The sequence below is a fragment of the Streptomyces chumphonensis genome (assembly GCF_014779715.1).
Taxonomy (GTDB): Bacteria; Actinomycetota; Actinomycetes; order Streptomycetales; family Streptomycetaceae; genus Streptomyces; species Streptomyces chumphonensis.
In genome coordinates, this window is sequence record NZ_JACXYU010000014.1 from 54,033 (window position 1) to 73,371 (window position 19,339).

Consider the following 19,339-nt stretch of genomic DNA (forward strand, 5'->3'; position numbering starts at 1 on the left):
ACCTCGTGCGGGCGCACCGCACGAGGAGCACCGAAGGGCCCGGGTCGCGGGCCCTTCGGCATGTCCTCAGTCGTGGTACTGGTTCATGCCGGGGATCGTCAGCGTGCCGCCGAACTGCCCGGCCTGCTTGACGTTGACGTCGGTGAAGACGGCGTAGGGCACGTTCAGCGGAGGCGGCGTGTCCGGGCTGAACGTCACGGGGATCAGCCCGAAGAGGTTGCCCTTCAGCTCCTCGGTGTACATGGTCACCGTGCCGTTCCGGATGGTGGACGTCGAGCCGCGCTCCGCCTCGACGTGGGTCGTCCCGCCGAGCGCGCCGGTGACCCGCTGGTGCAGGTCGCCGATGTCCACGGACTCGCTCGTGAACTTCAGGACCTTCTTGATCGCACCGCCGGCCGTCCTGACCTCCACGATGCCGTGGTAGTCGAGCTCCCTGAGCACGAGCTTCGAGGACTCCAGCAGCCACGGCTCGTCCGGCAGCAGCGGAAGGCCGGGCTCCAGCTCGGCGTCGGCCAGCGCCTCGGGGTCGTGCGTGGGGCAGGGGAAGGGTTCCTTGCCCCCGGGCGCCGGTGACTCCTGACCGGCCTCGACGGCCCCGGCGGCGTCCTCGGCCCCCTCCGACTCCTCGTCCGGCGACGCCTCGGGGAGCTCCTCGACGTCGGCCCCCGCCTTCTCGGCCGCGTCGCGGATCTCCCGCTCGGCCCGCTCCGCCGCCTCCTCCTCGGCGGCGGAGCCGGGCTTCCCGGCCGGCTCGGGAGCGCTCTCGGCGGGCTCCTCCTGCGACGGCGTGCCGTCTTCCGGGGACGACGTCCCGGGCTCGGCGTCGGCGCGCTCCGCGGTGGCCCGCTCCGGTTCCTCGCCGAGGCCGAAGAGGTCCTTCAGCGCGTCCCCCACCCCGAGGGGGTCCCAGGGGTTGTCGGGCTCGGGCTCGGCCGGCTTCTCCGGCTCCGGCTCGGCCGGCCGTTCGGGCTCGGGTGCGGCGGGTTCCTCCGGCCGCGACGGCTCCTCGGGCTCGGGTGCTTCGGGCTCCTGCGGCGTGTCGGTGGCGTCGTCCCGCTCGGGCTCGGGCCCGGTGCCGGGCTCCTGGTCGGCGGGCTCCTCCTGCGGCGGTGTGCCGTCCTTCTCCTCCGCGGGGTCCTCGGGCTGGGTGACGCAGGGCCCCGGAGCGAAGGGGTTGCCCGGCTCGTCGGCCAGCGCGATCTTGGGCGTCAGCCCCATGCCGAACAGCAGTGCGCTCGGCATGGCCGCCAGCGCGATCGCCCGGCCGGCGGGGGCCTGCACCTTCGTCAGGAGCGATCTGCGGGGGGCGGCGTGCCGGGGGCCGGTGCTGCCCCCGCGCGCGGGTGTGTCGTCACGCTGCACTGGGCTTCCCCCCGGTCGTCTCTGGCGTGGCGGCCGGCGCCCCGGGCTCGTCCCCCTCGCGGGCGCCGGGCACGGTCACGGCGTCGGCGGCGGGGGCCGCGGCCGGGGGCACGTCGTCCTCGGCCGCGGTGCCCCGTTCGTCGTCCGGCTCGTCCGGCGCGCCCGGCTGGTCCGGCTCGTCCGGGTCGTAGGGGGCCCAGGAGATCGACAGCGCACCGCCGACGAGCGAGAGGAGGAAGCCCATGAAGAAGCCGCCGAGGTTCGACACGGGTATGGAGATCAGGGCGAGCAGGATCGCGGCGATGCCCGCGAAGACCCGGACCACCGACTGGAACCACATCGTCAGGCCCAGGGTGACCAGGAGGACGCCGATGATCAGCGAACCGGCCCCGGCGGTGGTGGCCATCGTCAGCGTCAGATGGCCGAGCTTGAGGTTGGCGTAGGGGAAGTAGGCGATGGGCAGACCGCCCAGCAGGGTCAGCAGCCCGGCCCAGAACGGCCGGCTGCGCCGCCAGGCGCGGAACCGCAGCCGCCAGTCGGTGAATCGGCCGCGGGGACCTGGAGACTCGGCGCTCATGGAAAACAGCTCCCTGGAACCGGCAATGCCGTGGAGAACGGTGGTGAGAGGGGTGACGCGGGCGGGGGCGGGCCGCCCCCGCCCGCGTCAGGCGGTGCTCAGTAACACTCCTTGACGCCCTTGTGCAGGCGCAGGCTCAGGTTGCTGAGGTTGAACGTGCCGGCGGTGGTCGCCCACGCGCGCTGCTCCACGTTGGTCAGCACGGCCTCCTCGGCCTGCTGCGCGAAGCCGTACGGGTTGACGTTCTTCTCGGTCCCCGGCTGGATGCCCGGGCCCTTGTCCGCGTCCTTCGCCGCCACACCGATGTCGATGTTGGTGAAGGTCGCGTCGGCGTCGAGGTCGGCGACGTCCAGGTAGAGGTTCTTGGCCGTCACCGGGGTGTCACCGGTGCCCGCCGTCAGGTTGAGGCTGACCGAGCCGATGAACGGCACGTCCGGCGTCACCACGGACTGGCACATGTTGGTGATGGTCGCGCTTCTGAACCCGGAGACGGCGACCGGGTGGTGCGCCTCCTTGCCCTTGAGGTCGTACCCGTTGGTGTAACTGCCGTACTGGACGAAGTCTTTGCCGACCAGCTTGTCGGCGGAGACCTTGAACGACTGGCCGGAGACGCTGAACGACGCGGCGAGCGCGCCCTGCGCCAGGCCGATACCGACGGCGGCCGTCGCGGCCAGACTGGGCACCATCACGACGGCGAACCGCTTCCATCTGGTCCCGCCACGAACTTGGGACTTCATGACTTTCCTCCTTCTCGGACGTACATCCCTCGCCGGGCGCCCGCCGGGCGGGGATGGGAGAAGTGCTACGTCCTCGGGAAGAAGCACCGCCGACGACGACGCGTCACCCGCGTCGGGCCGACGGCGGTCACCCCCCGAGCGACAACCACTGCCCGTGCTGGCGCACGGGCCGCGGGACAGGCTCCGCCGTCGGCGAAGACCCCCCTGTCCACACTCCACCGGGGCATGGGGCTCCCCGGTCGCTCGGTGGGGACTTTCGTCGTCCCTGGGCGCCGGCCGGCTGCCGGGCCACGACGACGAACCGAGCGTGGCGATCGTCGTTCATGGACGGGGGGCGGCACAAGAGGTGCATTACCTGCGAGTAACGGCAGGATGACGACCGCGCGCCGGACGCGCGCCGTCCGACACCGTGGGTAGTCGCCGCTCTGGGGTGTTATGACACGAAATGGCGACCCCCTTGCGGACCAAGGGAAGCCGCCGACTTACCGGAAGTAACAGCGGCCGCGTTGGCCAAGATTTGGCAAAGCGCGGCCGCTGTTTGTCGCTATGTCAATAGGTGGTGACGCTCCGGCCCGGCAGAGCTCTCAGAAGAGCACCCGGGCGAGGGCGCCCCGGGCGGCGACGACCCGCGGGTCCTCGCCGCCGATGACCTCGAACAGCTCCAGGAGCCGCAGGCGGACCTTCTCGCGGTCGTCCCCCACCGTGCGCCGCACGGTGTCCACCAGCCGCCCGAAGGCGTCCTCGACGTGGCCGCCCACCAGGTCCAGGTCGGCCGCGCGCAGCTGCGCCGCCACGTCGTCCGGGCGGTCCGCGGCGTCCGTGCGGACCTGTCCCGCGTCCAGCCCCTGCACCCGGCCGAGCAGCTCCGCCTGGGCGAGGCCGAGCCGGGCCTCGACGTTGCCCGGGTCGCCGGAGAGGACGTTCTTGTACGCCTGCACGGCCCCGCCGAGGTCACCGGCGTCCAGCGCGGAGTGCGCGGCGGCCAGCGCCGGGTCCGCGGGAGGCTCGGGGGCCGCCTGCGGCGCCTCCTGCTCGGCACCGGGCGCCACGGGGGCGCCCTCGATGCCGAACTGCTGCCGGGCGGCCTCGACGAGCTGGTCCAGCACCTGGCGGATCTGCTGCTCGGGCGCCGCACCCTGGAAGAGGGGCAGCGCCTGGCCGGCGATCACGGCGAAGACGGCGGGGATGCCCTGCACCCCGAACTGCTGGAAGAGGGCCTGGTTCTGGTCGACGTCGACCTTGGCGAGGACGAACCGGCCCGCGTACTCGTGGGCGAGCTTCTCCAGGACGGGGCCGAGCTGCTTGCACGGCTCGCACCATTCCGCCCAGAAGTCGATGACGACCGGGACCTCGGCGGAGCGCTGGAGGATCTCGCTCTCGAAGCCCGCCTCGTCGACGTCGATGACCAGGCGGTCCGCGCCGCCCGGCGCCTCGTCGCCCTGGTCGGCGGAGGCGGCGCGCTGGGCGCGGGCCTCCTCCGCCTTCTGCCTGGCCTCACCGGCCGCCTTCACCGCGGCGAGGTCGACCACACCGCTCATGGACATGTTGCGTGGCTGCATGAGACCAGTCTCCCCCCTTCGCGCGGTGTTGTGTGCCGGGTCCCCACCCGGCGCGTGGTTGTCGCGTCGTGGTCGCGGAACGCCATTACGCTACGACGAGTAGCGTAATACATGGCGGGGATAGGGTCACCCCCATGGCGCGACCCCGCAGCACCCAGGCCGACCAGGCGATCCTGGACGCCACCCGCGCCGTCCTGGTGGAAAGCGGCTGGTCGCGGCTGACGATGGCGGCCGTCGCCGCCCGTGCGGGTGTGGCGAAGACCACGCTGTACCGGCGCTGGCCCGGCAAGAGCGAGCTGGTCGTGGACGCCGTCGCCGTCCTGTTCGACGAGCTCGAACTCCCCGACCGGGGCAGCCTCGCCGCCGACATCGAGGGCGTCGTCCTCTCCTTCGCGCACCTGCTGGGCCACCCCGAGACGAAGACGTCCCTGATGGCCGTGGTCGCCGAGTCGACGACCGACGCGGCACTGCGCGGACGGATCAAGGCCGCCGTCGTGGACCGCCAGAAGCGCCTCGTGGTCGAGGGCCGCGTGCGCGCCCAGGCCCGGGGCGAGCTGCCACCGGACGCCGACCCCGTCCGCACCGCGCGGTCCGTGGACCTGATCTTCGACGTCATCGCGGGCGCGGTCGTGCACCGCAGCCTGGTGAGCGCCGAGTCGGTCGACGCCGCCTGGGCCCGGCGCTTCACCGCCCTGCTCCTCGGCGGCCTCGCCGCCCTGGAGGCGTAGCGACCCCGGACGACGGGTCGCGCCGCGCCCCGCACGCACGACGGGCCGCCACCCCGCGCCTCGGCGGTGGTGACGGCCCGTCGGTGCCGCCCGGGGGTGCCCCCGCACCGGTCGTTCAGAAGCCGGCCGGCTCGGTGTAGACGCCCCACTCCTCGCGCAGGACACCGCAGATCTCGCCCAGCGTGGCCTCGGCCCGCACCGCGTCGAGCATGGGCTCGATCATGTTGGAGCCGTCCCGGGCCGCCCCCAGCATGGCGTCCAGCGCCGCGCGCACGGCCGCGTCGTCCCGGTGCCCCTTACGCTCGGCCAGCACGCGCACCTGCTCGCGCTCCACCTCGTGGCTGACACGGAGGATCTCCAGGTCCCCCGTCACCGAGCCGGTGTGGCAGTTGACGCCGACGACCCGCTTGTCGTCCTTCTCCAGCGCCTGCTGGTACTGGAAGGCGGCCTCGGCGATCTCCCCCGTGAACCAGCCGTCCTCGATGCCGCGCAGGATGCCGGAGGTGATCGGTCCGATCGGGTGCCGCCCGTCCGGGTGGGCGCGCAGCCCGCGCTCCTTGATCTGGTCGAAGATCTTCTCCGCGTCGGCCTCGATGCGGTCGGTGAGCTGCTCGACGTACCAGGAGCCGCCCAGCGGGTCGGCGACGTTGGTGACGCCGGTCTCCTCCATGATCACCTGCTGGGTGCGCAGGGCGATCTCGGCGGCCTGCTCCGAGGGCAGTGCCAGCGTCTCGTCCAGCGCGTTGGTGTGCAGGGAGTTGGTGCCGCCGAGCACGGCGGAGAGGGCTTCGAGCGCCGTGCGCACGACGTTGTTGTAGGGCTGCTGCGCGGTCAGCGAGACACCGGCCGTCTGGGTGTGGAACCGCAGCCACTGCGCCTTCTCGCTGCTCGCCCCGTAGACGTCCCGCATCCAGCGCGCCCAGATGCGGCGCGCCGCGCGGAACTTGGCGATCTCCTCGAAGAAGTCGAGGTGGGCGTCGAAGAAGAACGACAGGCCCGGTGCGAACCGGTTGACGTCCAGCCCCCGGCTGAGCCCGAGCTCGACGTACCCGAAGCCGTCGGCCAGGGTGTAGGCCAGCTCCTGCGCGGCCGTGGAACCGGCCTCGCGGATGTGGTAGCCGGAGACCGAGAGCGGCTTGTAGGCGGGGATGTCGCGCGCGCAGTGCTCCATCAGGTCACCGATGAGGCGCAGGTGCGGCTCGGGCTGGAAGAGCCACTCCTTCTGGGCGATGTACTCCTTGAAGATGTCGGTCTGGAGCGTGCCGTTCAGGACGCCCGGGTCCACGCCCTGGCGCTCGGCGGCCACCAGGTACATGCAGAACACCGGGACGGCCGGGCCGCTGATCGTCATGGAGGTGGTGACGTCGCCGAGGGGGATGTCCTTGAACAGGACCTCCATGTCGGCGGCGGAGTCGATCGCCACGCCGCAGTGCCCGACCTCGCCGAGCGAGCGCGGGTCGTCGGAGTCGCGGCCCATCAGCGTCGGCATGTCGAAGGCGACGGACAGGCCGCCGCCGCCCGCCTCCAGGATCATCTTGTAGCGCTCGTTGGTCTGCTCGGCGTTGCCGAAGCCGGCGAACTGGCGGATCGTCCAGGTGCGGCCCCGGTAGCCGGTCGGGTGCAGGCCGCGGGTGAACGGGTACTCCCCCGGCCAGCCGATGCGCTCGAACCCCTCGTAGGTATCGCCCGGGCGGGGGCCGTAGACCGGCTCGACCTCGTCACCGCTGAGGGTGGTGAAGTCGGCGTCCCGCTTGCGTGCGGCGTCGAACCGGGCCTGCCACCGAAGGCGGCCCTCTGCGATGGCGTCAGCGTCCATGGACACAAATTTACTAGGACGTCCAAGTATTTGGCCAGCGCCGCTGGTGGACGGCCCGTCGAGGACCGCTCGACGGGCTCGCGCGCAGGGGGGTCAGGCGCCCACGGGGGTGTCGGCGTCCCGCGCCTCGTCGGCGTCCTCGGCCTCGATCAGCGGCGCGACCTCCCGCGAGACCTGCTTCTCGACGAAGAACGCGACGAACGGGATGCACCCGGCCACCAGCACCCACAGCAGCTTGCCGAACGGCCACCGCGCCTTCGAGCCCAGGTCGAACGCGAAGACCACGTAGACGATGAAGAGCACTCCGTGGATCTGGGAGACGAGCATGGTGTCACCGGTGTCGAAGCCGTACTTCGCCACGATGAAACCCGTGAACACGAGCAGCCAGACGGCGGTGACGTAGGCCATCACCCGGTAGCGGGTCAGCACCTTCTGCTTCACAGAGCCATTCCTCGCATCAGGCAGCCCGCACGGCCGGGGTGCGGGGGCGGCCCCGGGCAGACTGCGGCGTCCCGTCGAGCGTAACCGGGTGCTCGGCGCGATCTTCGGGCGCCCCGGCGGGCGTCGTCCGGCGGTGGCCGCGCGGGCCCCGTCGCGGGCCCGCGACGGGCTACGCCTCGTCGAAGTCCCGGGCCGCTATGCGCAGCGGGCGCAGGAGCGCGAAGATCTCGGAGCACTCCTCGTCGTCGTAGGCGGCGAGCCCGAAGTCCATCGCCATGAGGTCGCGGGTGGCGGCGTCGCACACCTCGCGCCCCCGGTCGGTGATCGACGCCAGCGTGCCCCGGCCGTCGTGCGGGTTGGGCCGCTTGGCGACGAGACCGGCCCGCTGGAGGCGGTCGACCGTGTTCGTCACGGAGGTGGGGTGGACCATGAGCCGCTCGCCGATCTTCGACATCGGCAGCTCGCCGCGCCGCGAGAACGTGAGCAGCACCAGCGCCTCGTAGCGGGCGAAGGTCAGGCCGTAGGGCTTGACGACCGCGTCCACCTCGGCGAGGAGGATCTGGTGCGCGCGCATGATCGAGGTGATCGCCGCCATGGCCGGGACGGAGCCCCAGCGCTGCTTCCACAGTTCGTCGGCGCGGGCGATCGGGTCGAAGGAGAGACTGAGCGGCTTCGGCACGCCTACGACCCTACCCGGCGGTCATATGGTGGTCGTCCCGGTCTCAGCCCGTGGTCCCCGCGGGCCCGCCCGCCGCTGACCGCTCCGTGTCCCGGCCCGTCATTCACCGACCGGTATGCCAGGGTTGTCGGCGTTGCCCCCATAAGTCCCCTCGGTCCTTCCGGAGGAGAGTGGATGTCCGGCCGTCGAATCCGCGCGCTCACCGCGCTCGCCGCACTCCCGGTGCTCGCCGCCGCGCTGAGCTGCTCGGCCGGCTCGGGGGCCGACGCGCCGAGCGCCCGCGCCGGTTCGGACGGCGCGGGAGCCGGCCCCGGAGCCTCGCCCTTCTGGGTCGATCCCGCCAGCCCGGCCGCCCGCCAGGTCCAGACGTGGGAGGCGGCGGGCCGGGAGGAGGACGCCGACCTGCTGCGGCTCATCTCCGAGCGGCCGACGGCCGTGTGGCCGACCGCCGACGCCCCGGCCGACGACGTGCGCCGCGCGGTCGAAGGCGCCGAGGCGACGGACACCACCGCGGTCCTCGTCGCGTACAACATCCCGCACCGCGACTGCGGACAGTACTCGCGGGGCGGTGCGGCCGACGCCGGCGCCTACCGCGCCTACCTGGCGGAGTTCGCCCGGGCCGTGGGGGACCACGAGGCCGTCGTCGTCCTGGAGCCCGACGCCGTGCCGCACCTGGTGGACGGGTGCACGCCCGCCGTCCACCACGACGAGCGCTACACGCTCCTGGCCGAGGCCGTCGAACGCTTCGCCGCACTGCCCCGGACCACGGTCTACCTCGACGCGGGCAACCCCAGCTGGATCACCGACCCCCGTCGGCTGGTCCGACCGCTGGAGCGGTCGGGCATCGCGGCGGCGGACGGCTTCGCCCTCAACGTCTCGAACTTCCAGACCGACGCGGACGTGACGGCCTACGGGCGCCGGTTGTCCGCCGCGCTCGGCGGCAAGCACTTCGTGATCGACTCCAGCCGCAACGGGAACGGGCCGCTGGACGGGCGGGCCGACGTCTGGTGCAACCCGCCGGGACGGGCCCTCGGCACCCCGCCGACGACGGAGACCGGCGAACCGCTGCTCGACGCCTACCTGTGGATCAAGCGGCCCGGCGAGTCCGACGGGGAGTGCCGGGGCGGGCCGCCCGCCGGTCGCTGGTGGGCCGAGTACGCGCTCGGCCTGGCCCGGGGCGCCGCCCGCTGACGCCGACTCACGGCAGGTGCACCCACTTCGCGACGGACGGGGTGCCCGCGTCGTCGGTGAGGACGAGCATGTACCAGCCGGGCGGCAGGAGCGAGCGGTCGTCCGGGACGGAGAGCGTCACCTCGCCGGAGCCGCGTTCCATCCCGAGGGCGACGGAGCGCTGCTCGACGTCGGTGACGTGGGTGACGGCGCTGGGCCGCAGCAGGCGGGCCTTGGCGATCCGCGCGGCGTCCTTCGTCGCGAACGTCGCCTCGCCGCCGGGCGCGAGCCGCACCGGGCCGTCGCCGATGACGGGGCGGTTCTCCCCGCGCTCCCCGTGCAGGTAGGGCGGTGTGTAGACCTCGATCCGCTTCTCGAACGTGCCGAGCCGGGTGTTGTCCTTGTCGGCGTAGAGCGGGTCGGAGCCGAACGTCGCCACCCGGCCGTCGGGCAGCAGCAGCGCCTCCGCGTGGTAGTTCCGGCCGACCTCGGGGGCGGCGGCCTCGGTGAACTCCTCCGTCTCCGGGTCGTAGATCTGGGCGGCGAGGATGTCGCTGTCGCCGCGCCCCCGGTAGTCGCGGGAGCCACCGGTGGTGAAGACGGTGTCGTCGGGGAGGATGACGCTGTTGAGGTACCGGGTGGGCTCCGGCAGCCGCGGCCCGTCGCGGTAGGCGGGGTCCTTCCGGGTGAGGTCGACGATCGCGGTGCGGGCGGTGGACTTCTCCGACTCCCCCACGCCTCCGCCGCCGAGCACCATGACCTGCTGGTCCTGGGCCGGGGGCAGCAGCAGCGAGCTGGCGGTCTCCAGCTGGTCGGGGTCCTTGATGCCGCCGACCTCGTCGAAGGTGTTGGCCCCCAGGTCCCAGATCCCGGGCACCCGGCCCTTGTCGGCGGGCCCGTAGCCGGCGTTGGCGCCGGAGTAGAAGAGCTTGCCGTCGTCGACGAGGAAGAGCGCCGGGTACGTGGGGAAGTAGCGCTTGGGCCCGGTGGACCAGGACCGCGTCTTCGGGTCGTAGATCTCGTTGTCGCCCTGGAGGATCTCGCCGACCTCGTCCAGCCCGGAGACGGAGAGCACCGTGCCGTCCGGGAGGGTGACGAGCGTGGGGTACCAGCGGGCCTCGGCCATGGGGTCGACGCGGACGTACTTCTCGGCGACGGGGTCGAACTCGAAGGAGTCCCGGAGCCCCTGGAAGTCCTGCTTGCCCAGGTCGATCTTCTCCGCGAGGCCGTACAGGTTGTCGGCGGCCCTGCCCTTCAGCCCGACGATCTCGTACTGGGCGGCCTCGTCGGTGACGTACTCCTCGCCCTCCTCGGCGGCCTCCACGAACACGGTGGCCTCGCTGGCGGTGACGGTCACCTCGCCCGCGTCGTCCGTCGTCTTCTGCGCGCGCGGCACGAGGACGGGGGCGGTGCTCACGTACTCCTTGCCCTCCGGTGAGCGGAAGCGGGTGCCCTCGGGGAAGGTGCGGGGCTCGTCCGGGTTCTCGTTCTTGACGCGCATGGCCCCGCCGGCGCGCTTCACGTCCCCGTCGAGGACCTCGTAGCGGGCGGTGCCGCCCGCCACCAGCATCCGCCCGTCGGCCAACTGGGCGTGTCCGGCGCAGAACAGGTCCTCGGGGGTGGGTATGCGCTCGAAGGTGTCGTCCGCCGGGTCCCACAGAATGGTCGCGAAGGTGCCCGCGTCGAACTCCTCCTGGTTGTTGCCCGAGCCGGCGATCAGCAGCACCTTGCCGGTGCGCAGCAGCGCCGCGTGGATGGCGTTGGTCTGGTACTGGGAGGGGACGTCCATGACCTCCCAGGAACCGTACCGGGCCATGTACTCGGGCCGGGATATGCGGTACTCGTGCAGGCGTTCCTGGGCGAACCCGAGGGTGGCCGGGGCGTTGAGCGCCGCGAGGACCACCGTGATCCCGGTGCCTATGAGGGTCTTCTTGAACTGCTTGCTCGGGCGGTAGGGCATGGATCAGCTCCCGCTGGACGTGGCGACGAGGGCGGGTTCCCGCTCGTCGCGCGGTTCTCGGCGCACGCGGTGCGTGCGGTATTCGGTCAGGCTCCACAGGGCCACCGGGGCGAGCGCCACGACGAGGGCCAGCACCGTCCAGGTGCGCATGGCGGCGTGGGTGTGGCCGAGGACGAAGGACGCGGCGAGCCCGGTGCCCAGCACGACGATCCACAGCGTGTGCACGCGGAAGGTGCTGAGCCGGTCGGGGCTCGCGGTGTCGCCCTTCGGCGTCACGACGAACCGGCACGGCCGCCGCAGGACGGCGGCCACGGCGGAGCGGGCGTAGATCGGGGCGCAGATCGCGGACATGGCCATACCGGCCAGCCCGCCGGACCCCTCGGGCTCGTGCGGCGAGACGTTGTGCCGCCGGTTCCAGACGTACAGCCCGATCTGGAGGGCGGCCACGTCGCTGTACAGCATCATCCACACGGCGGCGCTCACCTGGGTGCCGGAGGCGCCGAGCCACAGGAAGAGGGTGCAGCTCAGCGCGCCGAGCAGCCAGGTCACCGCGCTCATCGGGTAGTAGGCCAGCATGAGCGAGTAGTTGAGGAGCTTCCCGGGCGGGAAGCGGTACGGGCGGCGCCAGAACTGCCGCAGGATCGTCTCGTACGTGCCGCGCGACCAGCGCGTCTGCTGGGTGAAGAAGTCCGTCCAGCACTCCGGTCCCTCGCCCACGGCCAGCACGTCCGGGGTGTAGACGGACCGCCAGGTGCGGCCGGTGGCGGGGTTGCGGGTGCGGTGCAGCTCGAACCCGGTCGCCATGTCCTCGGTGATGGAGTCCCGCAGCCCCCCGATCTGGAGGACGGCGGAGGTGCGCACCGCGTTGTTCGTGCCGACGAACATGGGCCCGCCGTAGCGGTTCCCGGCGCGCTGGATGAGCGCGTGGAAGAGGAACTGCTGGCTCTCGGCGGCCTTGGTGACCGCCGCGCGGTAGTTCCCGTACACCTGCGGGCCGACGACGAAGGCGACGTCCGGGTCGCGGAAGTAGCCGAGCATCCGCTCCAGGTAGTTCGGCAGCGGCACGTGGTCGGTGTCGACGGAGGCGAAGACGTCGTAGTCGGCGCCGTGCATGGCGAGCCAGGCGTTGTAGTTGCCGTGCTTGGTGCGGGCGCGGTGCACGCCGTCCGCCCGGTTCCACTCCTCGACGCCCTTGCGGGTGAAGTGGTGGACGCCCAGTTCGGCGCAGAGCGCGCGGGCCACCGCGTCGTCGCCCTCGTCCAGGAGCCAGACGTCCAGGGTGCCGTCGTGGCGCAGGGCGACCGCGCCCTCCAGCGTGGCGCGGACCATCTCGACGGGTTCCTTGCCCGGCACGTACGTCGTCAGGAAGGCGACCCTCAGGCCGGGTTCGGGCCGCACGGGGACGGGATCGCGGGCGACCATCGTCGCGTGGGCGATCGAGAGCACGTTCACGCAGCGGAACAGCTCGATCAGGCCGATGCAGCCGAGCATCACCCAGTCCGCCGCGATGAGCCAGCCGGGGGCTCCGGCGCGGTCGGTCCAGTGGCTCGGCCACACCAGCCACAGCAGCAGCACGGCCGACAGGGCCGGAGCCGCCGTCATCAGCAGGACGGCGCGCAGCCGGTGCGGCTCCCGGGAGAGCAGGCTGCGGTAGCGGACCCGGTACGGCGACTGCCCGGGTTCGGTGAGCGGTCCCGCGAGACGGCTGTACGTCTCGTAGTCGTAGCTCTCCGACCGCACGGTCCCTCCACACCTCGTTCGAACGAAGCCGACAGGTCCCAGCAGAAGGGACACGACGTGGTGTGTCGAACGGAGTGCGGAGGGTGTGCGGCCGGGGCGGGCCGGTTCGGGAGGCGCCCGGACGGCCGGTGCCCTGCGGAATCGCGGGGGCGGTCAGCGCAGGTGGCGCTCGACCGTTTCCACCTTGCGGGCTAGTCCATCCGTGACGCCCGGCCGGATGTCGGCCTTGAGGACGAGGGAGACGCGCGGCGCCCGTGCCTCGACGGCGGCCACCGCCCGGCGGACGACGTCCATGCACTCCTCCCACTCGCCCTCGACGGAGGTGAACATCGCGTCCGTGCGGTGCGGCAGGCCGGACGCGCGGACGACGCGGACGGCGTCGGCGACGTACTCCCCCACGTCCTCGCCGACCCCGAGCGGCGTGACGGAGAAGGCGACGATCATCCGGTCACCACGTCGTCGCGGTCCGCGCGGTCCTCGCGCCGTGCCCGGGCCGCGATGACGACGTCCTCGCTCTCCCGGCGGAGCATCCTGTCGGCGTAGAAGCCGCCGAAGGGCACCACGGAGAGGGCGGCGTACAGGGCGGCTCGGCCGAGCGGCCACTTCGCGCGGTTCCACGCGTCGGCCCAGAAGAGGACGTAGAGCACGAAGAGGAGGCCGTGCACCGCCCCCATGACCGGCACGGCGTTGAAGTCGGTGGTCCGCTTGAGCACCGAGCAGACGAGCAGCACCAGGAACGACACGGCCTCGGGCGCGGAGATCAGGCGGAGGCGACGGAGGGCGGAGGCGGTCTTCATGTCCACGGCGTTTCTCCGGGAGGGGGGATCGGGAGGCGGGTGGGGGGGAAAGAGCTTGTGAAGAGATGCACAAGCCTCCGCCATTGTGGCACCCTCCCCGGCCGTCACCCCAAGGGGGTAGGTTCGGCCGGGTGGCTCAGTTCCGACTCCAGGACGGCAAGGTGCTCGCCGTCGACCTCACGGGCGACGCCGTGCGCGCCAAGAACGGCTCGATGATCGCCTACGAGGGCGACATGACCTTCAAGAAGCTCACCGGCGGCGGTGACGGCCTGCGCGGCATGGTCACCCGCAGGCTCACCGGCGAGCAGTTGGAGGTCATGGAGGTGAAGGGGCACGGCACCTGCTACTTCGCCGACGCGGCGGGCGACGTCTCGCTGGTCACGCTCCAGCAGGACACCCTGCACGTCGAGGCCTCCAACCTGCTGTGCACGGCCGGCGGCCTGCGCACCGGGACGACATTCACCGGGCTGCGCGGCGCCTCCCAGGGCAACGGCCTGTTCACGACGACCGTCGAGGGCACCGGGCAGGCCGCGCTGACGTCCCAGGGCCCGGCGATCGTGCTGCGCGTCACACCGCAGACGCCGCTGCGGGTCGACCCCGGCGCCTACCTCGCGCACTCCGGCCGGCTGCGCCAGGAGTTCCAGAGCGGTGTCACGTTCCGCACCCTCCTCGGTGACGGCTCCGGCGAGGCGTTCCAGATCCGCTTCGAGGGCGAGGGCCTCGTCTACGTCCAGCCCAGCGAGCGGGAGACCTTGGGAGGACAGGTCTGATGGGCTTCACCCGGATCAGCGGGAAGATGATCGAGGCGCAGGTGGTCCCCGGGCAGCCGCTGTACAGCCAGCGCGGCGCGATGCTCGCCTACCGGGGCGAGGTCTCCTTCACGCCGAACCTGACGGGCGGCCAGGGCGGCGTGATGTCCGCCCTGGGCCGGCGGGCGCGGGGCGAGGCGGCGCCGCTCATGACCGTCGAGGGTCGAGGAAGCGTCTACTTCGGCCACGGCGGCCACCACGTGCACGTCGTCGACCTGGCCGGGTCGCTGCTGCACGTCGAGGCGGACCGGCTGCTGGCCTTCGAGGGCTCCCTGCGGCAGGGCACCGTCTTCCTCGGCAGCCAGGGCGGCGTGATGGGCATGGTGCGCGGCCAGGCCACCGGGCAGGGGCTGTTCACCACCACGCTGGAGGGCCACGGCTCGGTGGCCGTCCTCGCCCACGGCGGGGTGCTGGAGCTGCCCGTGACGCCGCGGCGTGCCGTGCACGTCGACCCCCAGGCGTACGTCGCGCACCGGGGCGACCTGCGCAACCGGCTCTCGACCGCGCTCGGCTGGCGGGACATGGTGGGACGCGGCTCGGGCGAGGCGTTCCAGCTGGAGCTCTCCGGCCAGGGAACCGTGTACGTCCAGGCCAGTGAGGAGAAGCTTTGAACGGTCCGGTCGTCTTCGACGCGCACACCCTGCCCGCGAACGACAACGTCCACGCGTACGCCTTCAGCGTCGACCTGGACGGGCAGTGGTTCCTCCAGAAGGGCAAGATGATCGCCTACTTCGGCGACATCCGCTTCGACGGCATCGGCCACGGCCCGCTGGACCACCTCGTGGCGCGCAGCTTCCACTCCCCCCTGCACGCGGCCGACTGGGTCGTGGCCCAGGGACGCGGCAAGCTGCTCCTGGCCGACCGCGCCTTCGACGTCAACTCCTTCGACCTCGACCAGGGCAACCTCACGATCCGCTCCGGCAACCTGCTGGCCTTCGAGGAGAGCCTCTCGCTCAAGCAGTCCATCATCCCCGGCTTCGTGACGCTCATCGGCACGGGGAAGTTCGTGGCCGCCTCCAACGGCGAGGTGCACTTCGTCGAGCCGCCGATCCGGGTGGACCCGCAGGCCCTCGTCGGCTGGGCCGACTGCCCCTCGCCGTGCCACCACTACGACCACGGGTACCTGCGCGGGTTCCTCGGCGGGCTGCGCGCGATGACGGGCGTCGGCGGCGCGTCCGGCGAGGAGCACCAGTTCGAGTTCACGGGTGCGGGCACGGTGCTGCTCCAGTCCTCCGAGACGGTCATGCCCGAGCAGCCCGTCGGCGGGACCCCGGCCGGGGGCGGGACGCCCGGCGGCGGCCCCGGCGCGAGCGGCGGCCTCGGCGGTCTCGGTGGTCTTGCCAGGTGGGCCGAGCGCTCTGGGTAGAGTCACGGCATGGACACCGACAACGGTGCGCGATGGCTCAGCGACGACGAGCAGCGGGCCTGGCGCACTCATCTCGACGTCAGCCGGCTGCTGATGTACCAGCTCGAACGTGATCTCCAGCCGCAGGGCCTCACCATGCACGACTACGAGATCCTGGTGAACCTCTCGGAGTCCGGTGACCGCAGGATGCGCATGAGCGACCTGGCCCAGGCCACGCTGCAGTCCAAGAGCCGCCTCTCGCACCAGATCACCCGCATGGAGAACGCCGGGCTGGTGCGGCGCGAGCACTGCGACACCGACAAGCGGGGGCTGTTCGCCTGCCTCACCGAGCACGGCTGGCAGACGATGCGGGACGTGGCCCCGCTGCACGTCGAATCGGTGCGCCGCCACTTCATCGACCTGCTCGGGCCCGGCCACCTGGAGACGCTCCTGGAGGCCCTCACCCCGGTGGCCGAGCACCTGCGCGGACACCGGGGCCGCGGCTGACGCGCCCGTGCGGTGCCGGGACGTGCGGCGCCGGGACGTCAGCTGAGCGGTAGCCGCAGGGCGAAGAGCGCGCCGCCCTCGGGGGCCGAGGACACCGTGAGGGAGCCGCCGTGCCGGACCGCGACCTCACGGGCGATCGCGAGCCCGAGGCCCGCCCCGCCCTCGTCACGGCTGCGGGCGTCGTCCAGCCGGACGAACCGTTCGAAGATCCGCTCCCGCTGCCCGTCCGGCACCCCGTCCCCGTCGTCCGCGACCTCCAGCACCACGTGGCCCGGCTCCTCGGCACCGGGCGGTCCGGTCCGCACCGAGACCCGGACCGACGCCGACGCGTGCCGCTGCGCGTTGTCCAGGAGGTTGCCCAGCACCCGTGCCAGCTGCCCGCGCGAACCGGTCACCTCGGCGTCCTCCAACGGCCCGGCCACCACCCGCACCCGGTCGCACCGGCGGCGGGCCAGCTCCTCGCGCACCACGTCCGCCGGCGCGACCCGCCCGCCGGCCGGGTGCTCCCCCGCGTCGAGCCGGGCGAGCAGCAGCAGGTCGGCGGCGAGGTCCTGGAGCCGCACGGTGTCCTGCACGGCCCCGGAGACGTCCAGCAGCTCCGGGTGGGCCGCACCGACCTCCAGCTGCGTGCGCAGCGACGCGATGGGGCTGCGCAGCTCGTGTGAGGCGTCGGCGACGAACCGGCGCTGCCGCTCGACGGACGCCTCCAGGGCCGCCAGCGTCTCGTTCGTGGTGCGGGCCAGCCGCCCGATCTCGTCCCGCACACCGGGCTCCGGGACGCGGCGGCCGAGGTCCGTGGAACGGGTGATCTCCGCCATGCCGCGCCGGATGCCCTCAACCGGGCGCAGCGCCCGCCCCACGACCCCGGAGGTCGTCGCCGCGACGACCACCAGCATGAGCGGGATGCCGACGAGCAGCGCGGTGCGGATCGTCTCCAGGGCGGCCTGCTCCACGGCCAGCGGGGCCCCGGCGTGGACGGTCAGGGCCTCCCCGCGCGGCGTCACGACCTCCGCGACGGCGAACCGGTAGTCGGCCCGGCCCGCGTCCTCCACGGTGGCGGTGCCGTCGACGAAGTCCACGTCGCCGTCCACCTGGCCGGGGCCGAGGCCGCCGTCGGTGGCGTTGTCGCTGTCGTCGTCGCCCCGCTCATCGGCGTCATCGTCGGCGTCGTCGTCATCGTCGGCGTCATCGTCGGCGTCACCGTCGTCGTCATCGGCGTCACCGTCGGCGTCGTCGTCACCGTCGGCCGTGCCGTCCGCCGGGCCGGGGGTGGGCGTGGGCGAGGGCGAGGGGACGGCGACGGGGTCCACGCTGCCGTTCGGGGTGCCGCTCAGCGCCACGAGCCCCTCGCTGACCGCCCGCACCCGCCCGGCGTCGTCCAGGACCTGGACCGGGTCGTCCGAGGTGTCGACCTCGCCCAGGGCCGTTCCGGTGGCCAACTGCCCGGCGATGTCGCGGGCCCGCACCTCGGCGCGCAGCTCCACCTCGCGCAGCAGGTTGTCCTCCAGCAGCCACAGCACGGCCGCCCCGGCGGCGGCGAGCGCCAGCGCCACCACGGCGGTCGCGCCCAGCGTCGCCCGGGCGCGCACCGAGGCGAACAGCCGGCGCGGACCGCTACCCGGCACGGTCCACCAGCCGGTATCCGGCGCCGCGCACGGTCGTGATGAGCCCGGCACCGAGCTTGCGGCGCAGCACGCTGACGTAGACCTCGACGATGTTCGGGTCGCCGTCGTAGGCGAAGTCCCACACGTGCTCCAGGACGTCGGCCTTGGAGACCACCTCGCCCGCCCGTCCGGCCAGATGCTCCAGCACGGCGAACTCCTTCGCCGTCAGGGCCACCTCCTCCCCCGCCCGCTCGACACGGCGGGCGGACCGGTCCAGGGTGAGGTCGCCCAGGCGCAGCACGGGTGCCGCGCCGCCGCCGCGCCGCCGCAGCAGCGCCCGGATGCGGGCGAGCAGCACGACGTAGGAGAACGGCTTGGTCAGGTAGTCGTCCGCACCGGTGTCCAGGCCCTCCGCCTCGTCGTACTCCCCGTCCTTCGCCGTGAGCATGAGGATCGGCGTCTCGTCCCCGGCCGCGCGGAGGGCCGCGCAGATCCGGTAGCCGTTCATGCCGGGCAGCATGATGTCGAGCACCAGGAGGTCGTAGTCGCGTTCGGTCGCCAGGAACAGGCCCTCACGGCCGTCGTGGACGACGTCGACGGCGAACCCCTCGGCACCCAGCCCCTGGGCCAGCGAACGGGCCAGCCGCCGTTCGTCCTCCACGATCAGCACACGCATGGGGCCAGCCTGGCAGACGCCACCTGAAGGCTTCTTCAGGTGGATTCAGCGGGGCTTCAGCATCCGCCCTGCACGGTGGTGAACAGCTCGGCCGGAGCAACGGACCGGCCGACGACGACCAGGGGAGGACACCCATGAAGCGCAACCAGATCATCGCCGTGCTCGCGGCCGCCGGCATCATCGCCGGTGGTGCGGTGACGGGCACCGCGCTGGCCAGTGACGACGGCGCCGACAGCGGCTCGCGTCAGCTGCGGAGCGCCGGCGCCGCCGACGCGGAGCCCGGTGCGCGGTCGGCCGCCGACCAGGGCCCCGCAGGCCCCCGGGAGGCCGTCGAGCGCGCCCTCGCGGAGGTGCCGGGCCTCGCGGCCGGCCTGGAGCTGGAGGAGGACGACAACCTCTGGGAGGTGCTGGTCCTGCGGGAGGACGGCACCTACCGCGAGGTCGAGGTCGACCGCGAGAACGGCCGCGTGCTGGGACAGGACCGCTCGGACGACGACAGCGACGACGACGCCGACGACGGGGACGGGCCCGCGTCCGTGCGCGCGGCGCTCGCGGGGGCGAAGGTGAGCCTGGCCGACGCCGCCCGCATCGCCGCCGGGCAGGACCGGGGGACGGTCGAGGAGATCGAGCTGGAGGACGGCTCCTGGGCGGTGGAGTACACCGACGAGGGCTCGTCCGACGACGCCGACGACGGTGTCCGGATCGACCTCACCTCGGGCGCGGTCTCCCCCGACACCGACGACGACCACGACGACCGGGACGACCGGGACGACAAGGACGACCGGGACGACGAGCGGGACGACAAGGACGACCGCGACGACGTCTGACGACC

The 19,339-nt window shown here is 72.8% G+C and carries 20 protein-coding genes; 7 read left to right on the forward strand and 13 right to left on the reverse strand.

The annotated features are described in order from the left end of the window. Positions 1 to 66 precede the first annotated feature (66 nt). The 4 genes from IF129_RS21575 to IF129_RS21590 form a co-directional block, all read right to left on the reverse strand. The gene (locus IF129_RS21575; protein WP_191211435.1) at positions 67 to 1,362 is read right to left on the reverse strand and encodes a hypothetical protein; all 1,296 of its coding nucleotides are present in this window, start codon (positions 1,360 to 1,362) and stop codon (positions 67 to 69) included. Continuing rightward, positions 1,352 to 1,939, reverse strand: a complete 588-nt coding sequence (locus tag IF129_RS21580) for a DUF6114 domain-containing protein (protein WP_191211436.1) — start codon at positions 1,937 to 1,939, stop codon at positions 1,352 to 1,354. The genes IF129_RS21575 and IF129_RS21580 overlap by 11 nt, the downstream gene beginning before the upstream one ends. A gap of 98 nt (positions 1,940 to 2,037) precedes the next feature. Beyond that, complete coding sequence (locus IF129_RS21585; RefSeq protein WP_191211437.1) at positions 2,038 to 2,676, reverse strand: DUF6230 family protein; 639 nt, start codon at positions 2,674 to 2,676, stop codon at positions 2,038 to 2,040. Between the two features lie 584 nt (positions 2,677 to 3,260). Further along, entirely contained in the window at positions 3,261 to 4,235 is a 975-nt protein-coding gene (locus IF129_RS21590) for a tetratricopeptide repeat protein (RefSeq protein ID WP_191211438.1), read from the reverse strand. A 134-nt stretch (positions 4,236 to 4,369) separates the two neighbouring features. Between IF129_RS21590 and IF129_RS21595 the strand changes: the two genes are divergently transcribed. Then, on the forward strand, positions 4,370 to 4,963 hold the full coding sequence (locus IF129_RS21595) for a TetR/AcrR family transcriptional regulator (protein WP_191211439.1): 594 nt from the start codon (positions 4,370 to 4,372) through the stop codon (positions 4,961 to 4,963). Between the two features lie 115 nt (positions 4,964 to 5,078). Here the strand turns inward: IF129_RS21595 and IF129_RS21600 are convergent, their stop codons facing one another. The 3 genes from IF129_RS21600 to IF129_RS21610 form a co-directional block, all read right to left on the reverse strand. Beyond that, positions 5,079 to 6,779 (reverse strand): acyl-CoA mutase large subunit family protein, encoded by a 1,701-nt coding sequence (locus tag IF129_RS21600; protein ID WP_191211440.1) that lies wholly within the window; start codon positions 6,777 to 6,779, stop codon positions 5,079 to 5,081. A gap of 93 nt (positions 6,780 to 6,872) precedes the next feature. Then, on the reverse strand, positions 6,873 to 7,220 hold the full coding sequence (locus tag IF129_RS21605; protein WP_191211441.1) for a DUF3817 domain-containing protein: 348 nt from the start codon (positions 7,218 to 7,220) through the stop codon (positions 6,873 to 6,875). Between the two features lie 169 nt (positions 7,221 to 7,389). Next, positions 7,390 to 7,899: a MarR family winged helix-turn-helix transcriptional regulator gene (locus IF129_RS21610; protein ID WP_191211442.1), complete on the reverse strand. Its 510-nt coding sequence runs from the start codon at positions 7,897 to 7,899 to the stop codon at positions 7,390 to 7,392. A 174-nt stretch (positions 7,900 to 8,073) separates the two neighbouring features. Here IF129_RS21610 and IF129_RS21615 point away from each other — a divergent pair, with 174 nt between their 5' ends. Further along, positions 8,074 to 9,090, forward strand: a complete 1,017-nt coding sequence (locus IF129_RS21615; RefSeq protein ID WP_191211443.1) for a glycoside hydrolase family 6 protein — start codon at positions 8,074 to 8,076, stop codon at positions 9,088 to 9,090. Between the two features lie 7 nt (positions 9,091 to 9,097). On the opposite strand, the gene IF129_RS21620 is transcribed toward IF129_RS21615, so the two are convergent. From IF129_RS21620 to IF129_RS21635, 4 genes are all read right to left on the reverse strand, one after another. Continuing rightward, entirely contained in the window at positions 9,098 to 11,029 is a 1,932-nt protein-coding gene (locus IF129_RS21620; RefSeq protein WP_191211444.1) for a radical copper oxidase GlxA, read from the reverse strand. 3 nt (positions 11,030 to 11,032) lie between these two features. Next, entirely contained in the window at positions 11,033 to 12,769 is a 1,737-nt protein-coding gene (locus IF129_RS21625; protein ID WP_191211445.1) for a glycosyltransferase family 2 protein, read from the reverse strand. A 153-nt stretch (positions 12,770 to 12,922) separates the two neighbouring features. Next, complete coding sequence (locus tag IF129_RS21630) at positions 12,923 to 13,213, reverse strand: MTH1187 family thiamine-binding protein (RefSeq protein WP_191211446.1); 291 nt, start codon at positions 13,211 to 13,213, stop codon at positions 12,923 to 12,925. Next, complete coding sequence (locus IF129_RS21635; RefSeq protein WP_191211447.1) at positions 13,210 to 13,572, reverse strand: DUF3817 domain-containing protein; 363 nt, start codon at positions 13,570 to 13,572, stop codon at positions 13,210 to 13,212. Before IF129_RS21635 ends, IF129_RS21630 begins: the two co-directional genes overlap by 4 nt. Before the next feature lie 125 nt (positions 13,573 to 13,697). Between IF129_RS21635 and IF129_RS21640 the strand changes: the two genes are divergently transcribed. Genes IF129_RS21640 through IF129_RS21655 form a run of 4 tightly spaced genes read left to right on the forward strand, consistent with a single transcriptional unit; the run spans position 13,698 to position 16,227 of the window. Next, positions 13,698 to 14,336 carry an AIM24 family protein gene (locus IF129_RS21640; protein WP_191211448.1) on the forward strand — a complete coding sequence of 213 codons (639 nt, stop codon included), beginning with the start codon at positions 13,698 to 13,700 and terminating at the stop codon, positions 14,334 to 14,336. Continuing rightward, positions 14,336 to 14,986 (forward strand): AIM24 family protein, encoded by a 651-nt coding sequence (locus IF129_RS21645; RefSeq protein WP_191211449.1) that lies wholly within the window; start codon positions 14,336 to 14,338, stop codon positions 14,984 to 14,986. Before IF129_RS21640 ends, IF129_RS21645 begins: the two co-directional genes overlap by 1 nt. Beyond that, positions 14,983 to 15,741, forward strand: a complete 759-nt coding sequence (locus IF129_RS21650) for an AIM24 family protein (RefSeq protein ID WP_191211450.1) — start codon at positions 14,983 to 14,985, stop codon at positions 15,739 to 15,741. Before IF129_RS21645 ends, IF129_RS21650 begins: the two co-directional genes overlap by 4 nt. Before the next feature lie 9 nt (positions 15,742 to 15,750). Then, complete coding sequence (locus IF129_RS21655) at positions 15,751 to 16,227, forward strand: MarR family winged helix-turn-helix transcriptional regulator (RefSeq protein ID WP_191211451.1); 477 nt, start codon at positions 15,751 to 15,753, stop codon at positions 16,225 to 16,227. A gap of 38 nt (positions 16,228 to 16,265) precedes the next feature. Here the strand turns inward: IF129_RS21655 and IF129_RS21660 are convergent, their stop codons facing one another. Beyond that, complete coding sequence (locus IF129_RS21660; RefSeq protein WP_191211452.1) at positions 16,266 to 17,852, reverse strand: sensor histidine kinase; 1,587 nt, start codon at positions 17,850 to 17,852, stop codon at positions 16,266 to 16,268. After that, positions 17,842 to 18,507: a response regulator transcription factor gene (locus IF129_RS21665; protein WP_191211453.1), complete on the reverse strand. Its 666-nt coding sequence runs from the start codon at positions 18,505 to 18,507 to the stop codon at positions 17,842 to 17,844. The genes IF129_RS21660 and IF129_RS21665 overlap by 11 nt, the downstream gene beginning before the upstream one ends. Before the next feature lie 134 nt (positions 18,508 to 18,641). Here IF129_RS21665 and IF129_RS21670 point away from each other — a divergent pair, with 134 nt between their 5' ends. After that, positions 18,642 to 19,334, forward strand: a complete 693-nt coding sequence (locus IF129_RS21670; RefSeq protein ID WP_191211517.1) for a PepSY domain-containing protein — start codon at positions 18,642 to 18,644, stop codon at positions 19,332 to 19,334. Positions 19,335 to 19,339: the final 5 nt, after the last annotated feature.